This is a genomic window from Pantoea sp. PGP6 (assembly GCF_053474785.1).
This window is the reverse complement of record NZ_JBQBMA010000001.1, coordinates 3,034,799-3,050,088: the sequence shown is the minus strand read 5'-3', so window position 1 is coordinate 3,050,088 and position 15,290 is coordinate 3,034,799. Positions and strand designations below refer to the sequence as shown.

Below are 15,290 nucleotides of genomic sequence, written 5' to 3'. Positions count from 1 at the left end.
TATTCGATATTGCGCAGTTACTTAAGAGAACCCACCCTGATGAAATGGATTTACTCTGTTAGTCTCGCTGTCTCCCTCGCGATGCAACCGGCATTGGCTGAGACAGTGCCAGGTAACCACCCGATGACCGAACAGGCGCGGGATGCGTTCGTCAACGATCTGCTGACCAAAATGACGCTGGATGAGAAAATCGGCCAGCTGCGTTTAATCAGCGTCGGGCCTGATAATCCAAAAGAAGTCATCCGTGAGATGATCAAGAAAAGTCAGGTTGGCGCGATTTTCAATACCGTTACCCGTCAGGATATCCGCGCGATGCAGGATCAGGCGATGCAGCTCAGCCGGCTGAAAATTCCGCTGTTCTTCGCCTACGATGTGGTTCACGGGCAGCGCACTATTTTTCCGATCCCGCTCGGCCTGGCCGCCAGCTGGGATCTTGATGCGGTAAAAGAGGTGGGACGGGTTTCCGCCTATGAAGCCGCCGACGACGGCCTCAACATGACCTGGGCGCCGATGGTGGACGTCAGCCGGGAACCGCGCTGGGGCCGTGGCTCAGAAGGCTTTGGTGAAGATACCTACCTGACCGGCGAAATGGGCCGCAGCATGGTGCAGTCGATGCAGGGCAAAAGCGCGGCTGACCGCTATAACATCATGACCAGCGTTAAACACTTCGCGCTGTATGGCGCAGTGGAAGGCGGACGCGATTACAACACAGTCGACATGAGTCCGCAGCGGATGTTCCAGGATTATCTGCCGCCCTATAAAGCCTCGCTGGATGCAGGCAGCGGCGGCGTGATGGTGGCGCTGAATTCAATCAATGGAGTACCGGCCACGGCGGATAGCTGGCTGCTGAAAGATTTGCTGCGCGATAAGTGGAAATTCAAAGGCATCACCATCAGCGATCACGGTGCCATTAAAGAACTGATTAAGCATGGTGTTGCCAGCGATCCACAGGATGCGGTGCGTATTGCGCTGAAGTCGGGCGTCGATATGAGCATGAGCGACGAATATTACAGCAAATATCTGCCCGATCTGGTGAAGAGCGGCGCGGTCAGCATGGCGGAGATCGACGATGCGGCGCGTCACGTCCTCAACGTCAAATATGACATGGGGCTGTTTAACGATCCGTACAGCCATCTGGGGCCGAAAGAGAGCGATCCGCAGGATACCAACGCCGAAAGTCGCCTGCATCGGGCCGAAGCGCGCGATGTCGCACGCAAAAGTATGGTGCTGCTGAAAAACCGGCTGGAGACCTTGCCGCTGAAGAAGTCGGGCACCATTGCCCTGATTGGCCCGCTGGCGGACAGTCAGCGCGATATCATGGGCAGTTGGTCGGCGGCCGGAGTAGCGAAGCAGTCCATTTCGCTGCTGCAGGGAATGCGCAATGCCACAGCCGGCAAAGCGACGCTGCTGTATGAAAAAGGTGCCAACATCACCGATAGCAAAGGCATTCAGGATTTCCTCAACCTGTATGAGCAGGCGGTGTCGGTCGATCCGCGTTCGCCGCAGCAGCTGATTGATGATGCGGTGGCCAAAGCGAAGCAGGCAGATGTGGTGGTTGCGGCGGTTGGTGAAGCGCAGGGCATGGCGCATGAAGCCTCCAGCCGCAGCGACCTGGTGATCCCGGCCAGCCAGCAGAAGCTGTTAGCCGCGCTGAAGGCTACCGGCAAACCGCTGGTGATTGTGCTGATGAATGGCCGTCCGCTGGCGCTGGTGAATGAAGACCGGATGGCCGATGCGATGCTGGAAACCTGGTTCAGCGGCACCGAAGGCGGCAATGCTATCGCTGACGTGCTGTTCGGAGATTACAATCCGTCGGGCAAGCTGCCGGTCTCCTTCCCGCGTTCAGTCGGTCAGATTCCGATCTACTACAACCATCTGCCGACCGGCCGTCCGTATAACCCGGAGAAGCCGAACAAATACACCTCGCACTATTACGATGCGGCTAACGGCCCACTCTATCCATTTGGCTATGGCCTGAGCTATACCACTTTCACCGTGTCGCCGGTAAAAATATCCTCACCGACCATGCCGCGTAACGGCAGCATTGAAGCCAGCGTCACGGTGACCAACAGCGGCAAGCGCGACGGTGCAACGGTGGTGCAGCTGTATCTGAACGATCCGGTTGCCTCCATCAGCCGGCCGGTTCAGGAGCTGCGCGGCTTTAAGCGCATCATGCTGAAAGCGGGCGAGTCGCAGACCGTGACCTTTAAGATTGATGTCGATGCGCTGAAGTTCTGGAACCAGCAGATGCAGCAGGTGGCAGAACCGGGTAAATTCAATGTGATGATCGGGCTGGATTCCGTTCGTACCCAGCACGCACAGTTCGACTATTTATAACCGTCCCTCTTTGCTTCCTGAGGGAGATGCGGCGCGCCAGACGTTACGGCGCGCCGCATTCTTTCTGTTATCAGAGCCATCATGATTAATCTGCGTGACCGCATCCAGCAACAGGTGTTTCGTCTTAACGGCCTGTCGCTGAATGAATTCGACATTTCTCAGCCGCCTGGCGATCCCGGTCTGTTTGGCCCGGACAGCATCATCTGGCAGGTACACGGTGATTTTACCTCAATGATGTGCGGCGGCATCAGTGCGCTGCTGCTACAGATGCTGCACCCGGCTGCGCTGGCTGGCGTCTGGGATCACTCTAACTTTCGTCAGGATATGATGGGTCGCCTGCGGCGCACCAGCCAGTTCATTGCGGTCACCACCTTTGGTAACACCCAGGATGCACATACGCTGATTGAGCGGGTGAAGCGTATTCACCTTAAAGTCAGCGGCGTCGACAGCGCTGGCAAACCTTATGCCGCCAGCGATCCACATCTGCTGACCTGGGTACACGTGGCGGAAACCAGCCGTTTTCTGGCTGCCCATCTGCGCTATAAAAATCCGCGCCTCAGTCGCGCCGATCAGGATCGCTATTATCAGGAAGCCGCGCTGATTGCCGAAGCGCTGGGAGCGGAACGGGTACCCAAAAGTGTCGTCGATGTTGCGGATTACCTGCAACAGATGCGTTCGGAGCTGCGTTTTGATCAGCGCACGGCGGAAGTGACGCGCCTGCTGATGAACGCGCCCGCCCCAAGCTGGCAGGCCAGACCGGTAATGAAAGTGATGCTGAAGTCAGGCTTTGGCCTGATGCCGGACTGGGCGCAGGCGATGTCGGGTCGTGAAATCGGCCGCTGGCAGCAGGCGGTGATCGATCAGCAGATCGCGGCGATTGCCGTCGGTTTACGCTGGTCGATTCAGCGCGGTGCCTGGTATCGGGCGATGGTCAGGATGGGCCGCCATCCGGTCTGATGACCGCCCGATTCGCGCCGGTGCGCTTTCATTTTTAGCCGGCTAAACGCAGCGTATCCGCCTCTGCGGCCGCCCCCCTCCCGCCCGAATCTGACTCCGCCATACTCGACTCGATGACGCACTTTGAGACTATTACCCTTGTCTCAGATGGCGGCAGTCACGATCCTGCTCTATTCTCGGGGAAAATGGATTCCTCCAGGCTTTGTCGAGGCACTATGACGTACAAATCCCTGATTGCTGAAGTCCACAATCAGCAACGCACCCTGACCGCGATTGTTGAGCAGGATGCGCGCACCGCCTATTTTTACATCTGGCCGACCGATCTGTTTCGCAGCCAGTACGCGGTGCGCGGCTGTTGGTTACGTAATCTGCTGCCGTCACCGGCACAGGAAGATCGTGAAGCGATGGAGCAGGGCATAGCGCCGCTGCTCAGCGCCGAATATTGCCGTAATCTGGAAGCCGAGCCGGAACTCGATCCGGCTGGCCTGCAGGTGCTGTGGGAGCCGAGTGATGATGGCGCGGCCTTGTGGTATTACGGCCAGTTGCTGGCGGTGATCCCAGGCTGGAGTCTTTATCAGGATAAGCAGGTCAGCTTCTCTGCCGGCTGCATCAAAAAAAACCGACTGACGGCGCCGCTCGGATCGGCTTCCACCAATGATTATTACGCCCGCGCCGAGCAGCAGCGTCAGTTCTGGCGTGAATGGCACGACGGCAGTGAGTGGGATAAGGTGCAGCAGGATTTAATGGCCTGCTATCAGGCCCGCTTTGGCGAGTCGGTGAAATATTACGCCATCGATCAGGGCAGCTGGCCACCGATGGCGATTTCCCAGCACTGGCACCAGGGCGTCTGGTACTTCCTGACGCTCGGCATGAGCATCCGGCCGATGCCGCAGGTCGATTATCTGTTTGATGAGCTGGCGCCGCAGTATCGCCGTATCGAACTGGGCATGGCGGTTGACGGTGAAGTAATGACTGAAGGCAATGCGGTGCAGATGGCCAGCGCGCTGGCGGAGTTTGTGCATCTGCCGTGGGCGCGCCTCACCTGGCTGGGGGAAGGGCACACTCTGGCGTCAGAAGTGGCACCGGTCGGCTTTGACAGCTTTTTACTGGCGGGTGAACTGGCCAGCGAGAGCGCGCAGTTCAAACTTCCGAAGCGCGACGGCGATCGACCCACGCTGCTGTGGACTACCCCGATTACCGAGGCGGAACGCCAGTTCGCCCAGGCTGATGAGCACGGCGGACAACAGCTGCGCGAGCGGCTGACGGCAGACGGCAATAACCATATCTTCCGGCCGCGTCAGCAGGTGGTGGATTCGCCGGAGTAGTGCCCGACCCGGTCGCTTCCGGCCGCCTGGCGACGACACGTCGCCAGGCGTAATACTAAATTCTCAGGCTAATCAGCCATTTTTCAAATCTGTGATCCTGCTCATCTCAAGTTCCGCTGGGCCGCGCCGTTAACCCGGATAAGGCAATCGCGCCACACCAGGTCCAGGGGAACAAAGATGTTAAAAACAACACAGTCCCGCTTCACTGCAACACTCATCGCTTTCTTCGTTGCACTCCTGTTGATCACCGTCTGGGTGATTAACCAGTTTGTCGCTCCACAGTTGATTGACAGCGAAAGCCGTCTGGTTCGCTATCAGGTTGATTCCCTGGCGTCCGGCATCGTTGAACAGATGAACCGGGTTCAGGCGCAGCAGCGCGCTATCACCGAGGCCGCGTCTGTGATGGATAGCGCCACCATCGACACCTTACTGCCGACGCTGGTGAACCAGTATCAGGACAGTAACGTGTTTGGCGGCGGCATCTGGCCACTGCCGAATCGTCGCGATCCGGCAAAAGAGAAAAACAGCAGCTTCTTTGCCCGCAACGCCAGCAACGAACTGCAGGTCAACACCTACTGGAACTCCGATGCGGCTGACAAATACTGGGAGCAGTCCTGGTACAAAGATGGCATGGCAGCAGAGAAAGGGCAGTGCGCCTGGGCCAAAGCTTACCAGGATGCAGCCAGTCCGCAGCCGCGCACCAACTGCGCCATGGCGATCTATCGCGACGGGACCGTCTGGGGCGTTGCGACCATTGACGTCACGCTCGGCTTCTTTAACCAGCTGGCAAAACAGATGGGCGAGGCGATTCACGGTAACGTGCTGATCGTAGAAGCAGACGGCAAAGTGGTCGGTAACGGTGCGCTGGTGAACGCGGCACCGAAACTGGAAAACCTGGCCGACGTGCCGTTGCCGATGGCCGCGCCGCTGAAATTGCTGCTGAGTGGCATCGGTAATCAGCCGCTGGAGACCACCTTTGACAGCAACGACGGTGAGCAGACGCTGTTAGTGCAGGCGATCCCGGGCAGCCCGTGGTATCTCGCCAGTAGCCTGCCGACCAGCCTGCTGAAAGCGCAGTCTCACAATATGCTGACCCGTCTGGGCCTGGTGCAGATCCCGCTGGCGGTGATCCTGCTGCTGGTGCTGCTCGGTTTTGTGCGTGCCATGATGAAACGCCTCAGCGTGCTCAACAGCAATATCGAAGCCCTGTCGACCGGCGGTGCGGATCTGACTCAACGTCTGCCAGCCAGCAACAGCCCGGAATTTAACGCGGTGGCGCAAAGCTTCAACCAGTTTATCAGCTACCTGCAGGGGCTGATGCAGCAGGTCGGCGACAGCGCGCTGGCGATTACCGCCGCCTCGCGTGAGATTGCCAGCGGCAACGCCAACCTCTCGTCACGTACTGAAGATCAGGCCAGTTCGATTGTCGAAACTGCGGCCTCGATGGAGCAGCTGACCGGCACGGTGCGCCAGAATGCTGACAACGCCACGCACGCTAACCAGCTGGCCGGCGATGCGTCACAGGTGGCGGCGCGCGGGACGGAAGTGGTACGTCAGGTAGTGACCACCATGGGCGAGATCCATCACTCCTCGCGTAAAGTGGTCGATATCATCAGCGTGATCGACAGCATCGCCTTCCAGACCAATATCCTGGCGCTTAACGCCGCGGTGGAAGCGGCGCGGGCCGGTGAGCAAGGGCGCGGGTTTGCCGTGGTGGCGTCGGAAGTGCGTAACCTGGCACAGCGCTCGGCTAATTCAGCGCGTGAGATCAAAAAATTGATCGAAGAGTCGGTGTCGAACATTGATGCCGGTAGCGCGCTGGTGGAACAGGCGGGACAAACCATGGATGAGCTGATGCAGGGCGTCAGCAGCGTCACCACACTGATGAGCGAAATCATGTCGGCCAGCCGCGAACAGAGCATGGGGATTGAGCAGGTTAACGTCGCGATCACCCAGCTTGACGGCACCACTCAGCAGAACGCCGTGCTGGTGGAGCAGGTATCGGCTGCGGCACAGGCGATGGAAGTACAAAGCACTCAGCTGGAACGGGTGGTGCAGAGCTTCAGATTGTAATCCCTCCTCAGGCCAGCCTTGCTGGCCTGATTTTCTTCCCGCCTCATCCGCCTATCCCAGACTGGCTGCTGTTAAAAATTCCGCGTTGTGACCGCCCAAACTGGCAATCTTGTGCCAGAATAGTTGGGAATAATCTCAAGGAAACGCCATGTCTGCTATTGAAGTTATCCTCGTTGACCACCTCGATCGTCCCACCGGCAAAATGGAAAAGCTGGAAGTGCATGAAAAAGGATTACTGCACCGCGCGGTGACGGTCTACGTCTTCAATTCCCGGCAGGAGCTGCTGTTACAGCGGCGCGCCAGCGATAAATATCACTGTGGTGGTTTGTGGAGTAACACCTGCTGCGGTCATCCTTATCCCCATGAATCAACCCAGGATGCCGCTGAACGGCGTCTGCGCGAAGAGATGGGAATGGAGGTCAGCCTGACGCCGATGTTTGAGCTGAGCTACAACCTGCCGCTGAGTAATGGCCTGACCGAACACGAATATGGTCACGTCTTCTTTGCGGTTTGTGATCGCCTGCCACAGCTTAATCCGCAGGAGGCTGACGCTTTTGATTACCGTTCACTGGCGACCATTGAACAACAGATGCGCCAGCAGCCGCAGCAGTTCACGCCGTGGTTTTTGCATACTTTTCCGCGCATTCCGGCCCATCTCGACGCGTTTCCGGCATAAAAAAACCGCACGCTAAGGTGCGGTTCGGGTCGTCGATAACGCGTTGGCTCAGGCAGCATACCTCCTTCGCAAAATCGCTGTTTCAGGCAGGCTCAGCACGGGCCATGCACGGCTCGCGCTGCTTTGCTAGCGACGTACGCTCCCCTCGCTTTATCTTCCGCAGCCGTTAACGCTACATCCTGAGAAGCTATTCAGGATCAACGCGGCAGCTCAAAATCCTCGGCATCCACATCATAACCTGACGGTTCCCAGCGGATCGCCAGTAAGGCCAGCAGGCCCGCCAGCGGGGCCAGAAAAATGACCCAGAACACCCCGGTCCCCAGCGCCGCGACCAGCACCGGAAACAGGAACAGCGACAGGGTCGAACTGCCACGCATCAGCGTCTGGTTAAAGCCAACCCCCACGCCACGCAGCGAGGTCGGATAGCTGAGTGAGGCAAAAGTCATGGTATGCGAGCCGGGACCGAAGCCCTGACCAAACAGGAACAGCGCCAGCATACCAATCGCCAGGGCCGCTTCCTGACCGCCGTCCGGGCGTCCAATCAGCGCCAGTCCGAGCAGTGCCACGCACTGACAGGCATAACCGGCCACCGACATCTTCCATGCTCCGAGACGCGGCACCAGCCGTACCGCCAGAACGCCGCCGACAAACGCAAACAGCAGATTCAGCGCCAGCGACACCAGAATGGTGGTCAGCATCGACTGGGCAAAGAAGCTGGAGATAATCACCGGCAGGCCAAACGCCACGGCGTTATAGGCAAACGAGGAGGCGATGGAGGTGATGGTCGCCAGCACGGTGCGGCGTCGATAGACACCCTGCAACAGCGCGCCGTAGTTACGCCAGCTGGCTGGTCGCGCCGGTCGGGCGGGCGTCAGCGCCGCATCCGGTGCCACCTGGGCGTTGATATTCCACGCGCTGCGTAAGATTGAGGCGGCCGCCTGCAGATCGCCCTGATTAGCGGCCCACACCGGCGACTCGCTCATGTAACGACTGCGAATGGCGATGATGATGATGGCCGGTACCGCGCCAAAGCCAAGGATCAGCCGCCAGAGCCAGTCGGTATGGCTTTCCGGCAACACCGCGTAGAGCAGCAGCACCAGCAGATAGGAGATGCTGATCGCTGCGTACCAGGTCGGGCACCACATCGCCACGCTGGCCGCTTTATTGCCTTTACCGCGCAGCTTCGAAAACTCTGCCAGGAAGGCCATCGCCACCGGCAGATCGATGCCGACGCCGAGCCCCATCACGAAACGCGCTCCGCCTAACACATATTCGTTTGGCGCAAACGCACAGGCGATTGCCGCCACCACGAAAAAAAACATATCGGCCATGAAAACCCGATAACGGCCAATTTTATCGGTCAGGTAGCCGCCGATCAGCGCGCCGATGATCGCCCCGAAGGTGATGGACGAGGCGATCATCCCGGTGCCGGTCGGGGTCAGATTAAATTCGCGCGCCACGTCTTTGATACCAAACGCCAGCGCGCCGAGATCGTAGGCGTCGAGAAATACCCCACCGAGCGCGATAGCGACCACAATGCGCGCGTTGTTACGGGCGCTGTCGCCGCTGTTCACCAGGCGGGAGACATCCGCCGCGCTGCGGATCCACTGCGTTTCGCCGCTCGGCGCACTCCCTGTTGTGGCCACATGGGCTGAAGAGATCAGGTCGGTCATGATGTTGTGAGTCTTTTATTATAAAAACAGGCCATCGAGAATAGCCGTTTAGACGCCCAGACGTAAATTCAATTCAGTTATGAATAATAAGTTTTTAGTCTCAAATCGTTATTAATTTGCGATAAAGTCATCTACGAGCCGGCACAGCCAGGCTACGCTTTTAAGGCAGATAACCAAACCGCTCTGCGTCAGGCGACGGCATTCATTGCGGCGCTGCCGCTGCACCGGATCACCGGATCAGCGCTGGGCACCGCGATGCGCGAACCTGAATCACCGGGGTGAAAAGAATCGATAACAACAGATCAAAACAACAGGTCATAACAACAGGCAATAACACGCGATAAGGAACAGGTCATGGTCAAAGTTCGGGGTTGGATTGGAATGAGCGCGTTGCTGCTCAGTCTGGGCATCGCACACGCTGCCGATCCGGTGCGGGTCGGTTCAAAAATTGATACTGAAGGTTCACTGCTGGGTAACGTGATTTTGCAGGTGCTGGAGAAGCATGGCGTCAAAACCGTCAATAAAATTCAGTTGGGTACCACTCAGGTGGTGCGCGGCGCTATCACCGCCGGGGAACTGGATATCTACCCGGAATATACCGGCAACGGCGCTTTTTTCTTTAATGACGAAAAAGACAGTGCCTGGAAAAATGCCCGTCAGGGCTACGAAAAAGTCAAAAAACTGGATGCCGACAAAAATCACCTGGTGTGGCTGACGCCTGCGCCAGCCAACAACACCTGGACCATTGCGGTGCGTAAAGATCTGGCAGAGAAAAATCAGCTGACCTCGCTGGCCGACCTCAGTGCCTGGCTGAAAAAGGGCGGCACTTTCAAGCTGGCGGCCTCGGCAGAATTTATCGAACGCAGTGATGCGCTGCCGGCCTTTGAAAAAGCCTACGGTTTCGATCTTAAGCAGGATCAGCTGCTGTCGCTGGCCGGCGGTGATACTGCCGTTACCATCAGCGCGGCGGCGCAGCAAACTTCAGGCGTTAACGCGGCGATGGCCTACGGCACCGACGGCCCAGTGGCGGCGCTGGGATTACAGACGCTGACCGATCCAAAAGGCGTGCAGCCAATCTACGCCCCGACGCCGGTGATCCGTGAATCGGTGTTGAAAGCCTATCCGCAGATTGGCGACTGGCTGAAACCGGTATTCAGCGCGCTGGACGAGAAAACGCTGCAGCAGCTGAACGCCAGAATTGCGGTGGACGGCCAGGACGCCAGCAGCGTGGCGAAAGAGTGGCTGCAACAGCAGAAGCTGCTGTAACTGATGCAGATATCGCGGGAAGCGATACGACGTCCCGGTCAGCAGCCGGTCGCACTGCTGCTGCTGGCACTGCTGAGCCTGGCGATGGTGGCGCTGCCTTTTCTGACCTTCGCGCCGAACCGGCTGGTGGCAGGCGCGCCGCTGATGGGCTGGCAGATCAGCCAGTCGGCAGTAGTGCTGCCGCCGCTGGCGGTATTATGGCTGCTGCTGTGGTGTCCGCCGTCGCGCGTCAGCCTCAGCCTGGCGCTGTTGTCGGCCGAACTGCTGCTGGCGGCGATGATCTGGCTGAGCGGCAATCAGGCGACGCTGCTTAGCCAGCACGGTAGCCGACTGGCTCGCACCAGCTTTGCCAGCGGCCTGTGGTGCAGCGGGGCGCTGCTGCTGTTGCTGATCACCGACACGGTGCGGCAGCTGACCCGTCACCGGCTGGCACAGCTGCTGCTTAACCTGCAGGTGTGGCTGCTGCCGCTGTTGCTGCTGTTCAGCGGCCAGCTTAACGATCTCTCCCTGCTGAAAGAATATGCCAATCGCCAGGCGGTATTTGACGCCGCGCTGGTGCGCCATCTGACGTTGCTGACCGGCACCGTGCTGCCAGCGCTGATCATCGCGCTGCCGCTGGGCATTCTGCTGTTCCGACAGCCACGCTGGCAGAGCGGGGTATTTGGCGTATTGAATGTGATTCAGACAGTGCCTTCGGTGGCGCTGTTTGGCCTGCTGATTGCACCGCTGGCGGGCCTGGCACAGCGTTTTCCGTGGCTGGGTGCCTGGGGTATCAGTGGCATCGGCATGGCTCCGGCGCTGATTGCGCTGGTGCTTTACGCCTTACTGCCGCTGGTGCGCAGCGTGGTGGCCGGTCTGCAACAGGTGCCGCAGGAGGTGCGTGAAAGCGCGCGCGGCGTCGGGATGAGCGGCCGGCAACAGTTTTTCGCGGTTGATGTGCCGCTGGCCTTACCGGTATGGCTGGCGGGTCTGCGGGTGGTGGTGGTACAAACTCTGGGCATGGCAGTGGTCGCGGCGCTGATTGGTGCCGGCGGCTTTGGCGCGATTATTTTCCAGGGCCTGCTGAGCAGCGCGCTGGATCTGGTGCTGCTCGGAGTGATTCCGGTGATTGCGCTGGCGGTCACCGTAGATGCGCTGTTCCGCCTGCTGATCTCACTGCTGGAGAAAAAAGATGATTGAATTTAACGGCGTCTCGCGCGCTTTTAACGGCAAAGCGGCGGTCAGCGATCTCTCATTGACGGTGGCGGAAGGGGAGTTCTGCGTGCTGCTGGGCACCTCCGGTTCCGGTAAGTCGACCACCCTGAAGATGATTAACCGGCTGGTTGAGTTCGACAGCGGCGAGATCCGTTTCGCCGGCGAGTCGATTCGTCAGCTTGATGCCCGCGCGCTGCGGCGGCGGATGGGCTATGCCATTCAGTCGATCGGCCTGTTTCCTCACTGGACGGTAGAAAAAAATATCGCCACGGTGCCGGCGCTGCTCGGCTGGTCAAAACCGCAGGTCACGCAGCGGATAGAGGCGCTGCTGACGCTGCTCAACCTCGATGTGCAGCTGCTGAACCGTTATCCGCATCAGCTTTCCGGCGGACAGCAGCAGCGGGTTGGCGTGGCGCGTGCGCTGGCGGCCGATCCGGAGGTGTTGCTGATGGATGAACCGTTTGGCGCGCTCGACCCGGTGACCCGTGGCGCGCTGCAACAGGAGATGCTGCGTATTCACCGGCTGTCGGGACGCACCATTGTGCTGGTAACCCATGACATCGATGAGGCGCTGACGCTGGCCGACCGCATCGTGCTGATGGATAACGGCGGGATCGTCCAGCAGGGTAAACCGGTTGAGCTGCTGACCCAGCCGAAAAATGAGTTTGTACGTGATTTCTTTGGCCGCAGCGAAATGGGCGTGCGCCTGCTGTCGCTTGGACAGGTCGGCAACGCCGTGCGGCGCGGTGAATGGCTGGCGGGCGAACCGATTGCCGCCGGGCTGACGCTACGCGAAGCGCTGTCGCAGTTTATTACCCGGCGAACCGACAAACTGCCGGTGATTGATGAACAGCAGCAGCCGCTGGGCGTGCTCTATTTTCATGATTTGCTGACGCTGCGTGAGGAGACCGCATGCGCCGGCTGACCGATCCGCTGCTCTGGCTGGTGCTGCTGTATGGCGCGCTGCTGACGCTGATGCCCTACAGCGGGCCGCTGTTCCATCGCTGGTTTCCCGAGCTGGCGCGGCCGCTTTATCAGCAGGAGACCTTCTGGCAACTGACGCTGGCGCACCTGTTTCTGGTCATCACCGCCAGCCTGCTGGCAATGGTTATCGGCGTCGGCAGCGGGGTGATAGTGACCCGGCGCGCCGGTCGGGCGTTCCGGCCGCTGATGGAAACGCTGGTGGCGGCCGGACAAACCATTCCGCCGGTGGCGGTATTAGCGATTGCGGTGCCGGTGATGGGATTTGGTGCCTGGCCTGCCGTGGTGGCGCTGCTGCTCTACGGTTTGCTGCCGATCTTGCAGGGCACGCTGGCCGGTCTCGACAGCGTACCCGCCAGCAGCCGGGAGATTGCCAAAGGGGTCGGGATGAGTGCATGGCAGCGTCTGTGGCAGATTGAGCTGGCGCTGGCCGCCCCGGTGATTATCGCCGGGATCCGCACCTCGGTGATCATCAACATTGGCACCGCCGCTATCGCCTCAACGGTCGGGGCAAAAAGCCTCGGTTCACCGGTGATCATCGGCTTAAGCGGGTTTAACACGGCGTATGTGATTCAGGGGGCGTTACTGGTGGCGCTGCTGGCGATTGTCAGCGATCGCCTGTTCGAGCGCCTGCAACGCTGGCTCAGCGTGAGTGAACGATGAGTGAATAACCGACCAGCATCAGACCGCTGGTACCGCCAGCCGCCATTATGAAAAACAGCGTAGCGAAGAATGTTTTTTTCCAGTTCATGGGAAAACCTGAGCGCGTGAATATGAGGCGGGAATGATAGCGCGCGCAAGGCAGCAGGCAAAGTGCCCAGCGTGCGTTTTTGTCATCAGGGTGTTTCGTGCAACCGCACGGCGTAACCCTGTTCCTGCCAGTGTGACAGTTGATCCTGCTGACGACGGGTCAGTTTTTTACCGGTAAATACAAACATATTCATGCCGGGAAACAGTTCCGGACGCGGCACGTCGAGCGGCTCAGCCAGCACATCGATGCGCCAGCCATGTTGCGACAGACGCCAGCCTTCCAGCCAGATACGGGTACGATCCTCAATGCCCCAGCCGATAATCAGCGCGTCTTTGCCCGCTTTTTTGCGGCTGCCGGTCAGGCAGAACGCCACATAATCAATCAGCAGGCCATCCAGCAGGCTGCACATGGTGCGGGCGGTATTCTGGTCGAGGCTGAGCTTCTGGCGCACCGGCATAAAGACGTGATCGATCAATGCGTCGATCGGATGTTCACGACCGATGGCCGCGATCTTGTTACGCAGCTTGGAGGGTCTGACGTGGCGTAACACGCTGATGAGTTCATCCTGCAGGGTGGTCCAGCCGTCGTGCGCATCAACATCACCGCCTTCCAGCAGCGCTTTGACTTTACCTACCGGCACGCCGCTTTCAATCCAGCGCATGATCTCTTCAATGCGCTGAACATCTTCTTCATCAAACTGACGATGCCCACCTTCGGTACGCTGCGGCTTCAGTAAGCCATAACGTCTTTGCCAGGCGCGCAAGGTCACTGGGTTTATGCCACAGCGCTCGGCGACGTCACCGATACTGTATAGGGTCATAAATTCCTCTTTAGACTGATCTGAGTGGAATTACCATAACGAAGCAAACTAAGTTGTACAATACATTTTTGAGTGTACAACTTGACCGCTGCGCCTTTTCTCAGCTATATCTCATATAAGAGAAATTATTCCTAATTATGAGAAGATGCTATGCCGGACCTGAATACAGAACAGCGCCTGGCTGCGCGGCTGGCGGAATTACGCTTGCAACGCGGCTGGTCGCTGGATGAGCTTTCAATCGCAACGGGTATCAGCCGTGCGTCATTATCACGTATTGAGCGCAGCGAGACCAGCCCTACCGCCGCACTGCTTAATCGTCTGTGCGTGGCGTACGGATTAACCATGTCGCGCCTGCTGAGTGAGGTGGAGGAAGATGCAAAGCTGCTGATCCCGTATGACCAGCAGCCGGTATGGAGTGATGAGGCCAGTGGCTTTCACCGCCGAAATGTGTCACCGCCTGTTACTCATTTTAGATGCGAATTGGTGGAGGGCAAATTACGCCCCGGCGCGCGTATCGATTACGACGCGCCGCCGATTCACGGTATGGAACAGCATATCTGGCTGCGTGAAGGCGGCCTGACCGTCAGCATGGCAGCTCAACGCTGGAGCTTACGTCCCGGTGACTGTTTACGCTTTCATCTGACGGGAAAATCGGCCTTTGAAGCGCACCTGACCGAGGGCGCGCACTATTTACTGGTGGTGGCAAAACCATGATTAATTATCAGGTGCTCAGTGCCAGCGAGGCACAGCAGGCGTTACCCGAACTGTGTGAGGTGTTGCAGGCCTGCGTAGCAGACGGGGCCAGCGTCGGATTTATTGAGCCGCCGACCATCAGGCGATTGGCCGTTTCTGGCAGGATCGCATTTACAGCCTGGCGAGTGGCGATGCCGAATTGTGGGTGGCGCGTCAGCACGGCAGCGTGGTGGCGACGGTGATGATCAACCGCAGCTCAATGCCCAACGGCCGCCATCGGGCGGAGATCACTAAACTGCTGGTGCATCCGCAGGCGCGCCGCCAGGGCATTGCCCGCCAGCTGATGCTGCAGGCGGAACAGCAGGCGCGACTGCAGGGTAAAACGCTGCTGGTGCTGGACACGCGCAGCGGTGATGTCCCCAGCGATCTCTATCGCTCGCTCGACTGGCAGGTCGCCGGCTCTATTCCGTTCTACGCCGAATCCACCACCGGTGAGCTGGATGCCACGACCTATATGTTTAAACTGCTGGGCTAGCCGGTCCCG

Annotated in this window: 12 protein-coding genes and 1 pseudogene; 11 read left to right on the top strand and 2 right to left on the bottom strand. The window is 58.9% G+C overall.

Translation table 11 applies throughout. The features are described from left to right. Nucleotides 1-39: 39 nt before the first annotated feature. The 5 genes from bglX to idi all read left to right on the top strand — a co-directional run bounded on the left by bglX (nucleotide 40) and on the right by idi (nucleotide 7,368). Complete coding sequence (gene bglX, locus ACLIBF_RS14835; protein ID WP_448310038.1) at nucleotides 40-2,337, top strand: beta-glucosidase BglX; 2,298 nt, start codon at nucleotides 40-42, stop codon at nucleotides 2,335-2,337. A gap of 81 nt (nucleotides 2,338-2,418) precedes the next feature. Further along, a complete protein-coding gene (locus ACLIBF_RS14830) occupies nucleotides 2,419-3,294 on the top strand; it encodes an oxygenase MpaB family protein (RefSeq protein ID WP_031377407.1) in 876 nt (291 codons plus the stop codon). A gap of 215 nt (nucleotides 3,295-3,509) precedes the next feature. Beyond that, nucleotides 3,510-4,619 carry a suppressor of fused domain protein gene (locus tag ACLIBF_RS14825; RefSeq protein ID WP_448310036.1) on the top strand — a complete coding sequence of 370 codons (1,110 nt, stop codon included), beginning with the start codon at nucleotides 3,510-3,512 and terminating at the stop codon, nucleotides 4,617-4,619. 177 nt (nucleotides 4,620-4,796) lie between these two features. Continuing rightward, a complete protein-coding gene (locus tag ACLIBF_RS14820) occupies nucleotides 4,797-6,692 on the top strand; it encodes a methyl-accepting chemotaxis protein (protein ID WP_279809410.1) in 1,896 nt (631 codons plus the stop codon). 148 nt (nucleotides 6,693-6,840) lie between these two features. Next, nucleotides 6,841-7,368: an isopentenyl-diphosphate Delta-isomerase gene (idi, locus tag ACLIBF_RS14815; protein ID WP_031377405.1), complete on the top strand. Its 528-nt coding sequence runs from the start codon at nucleotides 6,841-6,843 to the stop codon at nucleotides 7,366-7,368. Nucleotides 7,369-7,565: 197 nt separating this feature from the next. Here the strand turns inward: idi and ACLIBF_RS14810 are convergent, their stop codons facing one another. Then, a complete protein-coding gene (locus tag ACLIBF_RS14810; protein ID WP_069728066.1) occupies nucleotides 7,566-9,041 on the bottom strand; it encodes an MFS transporter in 1,476 nt (491 codons plus the stop codon). Nucleotides 9,042-9,395: 354 nt separating this feature from the next. Here ACLIBF_RS14810 and osmF point away from each other — a divergent pair, with 354 nt between their 5' ends. Genes osmF through ACLIBF_RS14790 form a run of 4 tightly spaced genes read left to right on the top strand, consistent with a single transcriptional unit; the run spans nucleotide 9,396 to nucleotide 13,145 of the window. Continuing rightward, on the top strand, nucleotides 9,396-10,307 hold the full coding sequence (gene osmF, locus ACLIBF_RS14805; RefSeq protein ID WP_046288436.1) for a glycine betaine ABC transporter substrate-binding protein OsmF: 912 nt from the start codon (nucleotides 9,396-9,398) through the stop codon (nucleotides 10,305-10,307). 3 nt (nucleotides 10,308-10,310) lie between these two features. Beyond that, nucleotides 10,311-11,486, top strand: a complete 1,176-nt coding sequence (locus ACLIBF_RS14800; RefSeq protein ID WP_279809409.1) for an ABC transporter permease — start codon at nucleotides 10,311-10,313, stop codon at nucleotides 11,484-11,486. Further along, entirely contained in the window at nucleotides 11,479-12,426 is a 948-nt protein-coding gene (locus ACLIBF_RS14795) for an ABC transporter ATP-binding protein (RefSeq protein ID WP_279809408.1), read from the top strand. Before ACLIBF_RS14800 ends, ACLIBF_RS14795 begins: the two co-directional genes overlap by 8 nt. Then, nucleotides 12,414-13,145, top strand: a complete 732-nt coding sequence (locus ACLIBF_RS14790) for an ABC transporter permease (RefSeq protein ID WP_069728069.1) — start codon at nucleotides 12,414-12,416, stop codon at nucleotides 13,143-13,145. The genes ACLIBF_RS14795 and ACLIBF_RS14790 overlap by 13 nt, the downstream gene beginning before the upstream one ends. A 173-nt stretch (nucleotides 13,146-13,318) precedes the next feature. Here the strand turns inward: ACLIBF_RS14790 and ACLIBF_RS14785 are convergent, their stop codons facing one another. After that, on the bottom strand, nucleotides 13,319-14,053 hold the full coding sequence (locus ACLIBF_RS14785) for a MerR family transcriptional regulator (RefSeq protein ID WP_031377402.1): 735 nt from the start codon (nucleotides 14,051-14,053) through the stop codon (nucleotides 13,319-13,321). A 150-nt stretch (nucleotides 14,054-14,203) separates the two neighbouring features. Here ACLIBF_RS14785 and ACLIBF_RS14780 point away from each other — a divergent pair, with 150 nt between their 5' ends. Then, nucleotides 14,204-14,767: an XRE family transcriptional regulator gene (locus ACLIBF_RS14780; RefSeq protein WP_031377401.1), complete on the top strand. Its 564-nt coding sequence runs from the start codon at nucleotides 14,204-14,206 to the stop codon at nucleotides 14,765-14,767. Then, nucleotides 14,764-15,281: pseudogene (locus tag ACLIBF_RS14775) on the top strand (GNAT family N-acetyltransferase). Before ACLIBF_RS14780 ends, ACLIBF_RS14775 begins: the two are co-directional and overlap by 4 nt. Nucleotides 15,282-15,290: the final 9 nt, after the last annotated feature.

What these genes read in the sequence shown, in the direction of transcription:
- ACLIBF_RS14830 (WP_031377407.1), top strand. Translation starts at nt 2,419, where the DNA reads ATGATTAATCTGCGTGACCGCATCCAGCAACAGGTGTTTCGTCTTAAC.
- ACLIBF_RS14785 (WP_031377402.1), bottom strand. Translation starts at nt 14,053, where the DNA reads ATGACCCTATACAGTATCGGTGACGTCGCCGAGCGCTGTGGCATAAAC.
- ACLIBF_RS14820 (WP_279809410.1), top strand. Translation starts at nt 4,797, where the DNA reads ATGTTAAAAACAACACAGTCCCGCTTCACTGCAACACTCATCGCTTTC.
- ACLIBF_RS14795 (WP_279809408.1), top strand. Translation starts at nt 11,479, where the DNA reads ATGATTGAATTTAACGGCGTCTCGCGCGCTTTTAACGGCAAAGCGGCG.
- bglX (WP_448310038.1), top strand. Translation starts at nt 40, where the DNA reads ATGAAATGGATTTACTCTGTTAGTCTCGCTGTCTCCCTCGCGATGCAA.
- ACLIBF_RS14825 (WP_448310036.1), top strand. Translation starts at nt 3,510, where the DNA reads ATGACGTACAAATCCCTGATTGCTGAAGTCCACAATCAGCAACGCACC.
- ACLIBF_RS14790 (WP_069728069.1), top strand. Translation starts at nt 12,414, where the DNA reads ATGCGCCGGCTGACCGATCCGCTGCTCTGGCTGGTGCTGCTGTATGGC.
- idi (WP_031377405.1), top strand. Translation starts at nt 6,841, where the DNA reads ATGTCTGCTATTGAAGTTATCCTCGTTGACCACCTCGATCGTCCCACC.
- ACLIBF_RS14810 (WP_069728066.1), bottom strand. Translation starts at nt 9,041, where the DNA reads ATGACCGACCTGATCTCTTCAGCCCATGTGGCCACAACAGGGAGTGCG.
- ACLIBF_RS14800 (WP_279809409.1), top strand. Translation starts at nt 10,311, where the DNA reads ATGCAGATATCGCGGGAAGCGATACGACGTCCCGGTCAGCAGCCGGTC.
- ACLIBF_RS14780 (WP_031377401.1), top strand. Translation starts at nt 14,204, where the DNA reads ATGCCGGACCTGAATACAGAACAGCGCCTGGCTGCGCGGCTGGCGGAA.
- osmF (WP_046288436.1), top strand. Translation starts at nt 9,396, where the DNA reads ATGGTCAAAGTTCGGGGTTGGATTGGAATGAGCGCGTTGCTGCTCAGT.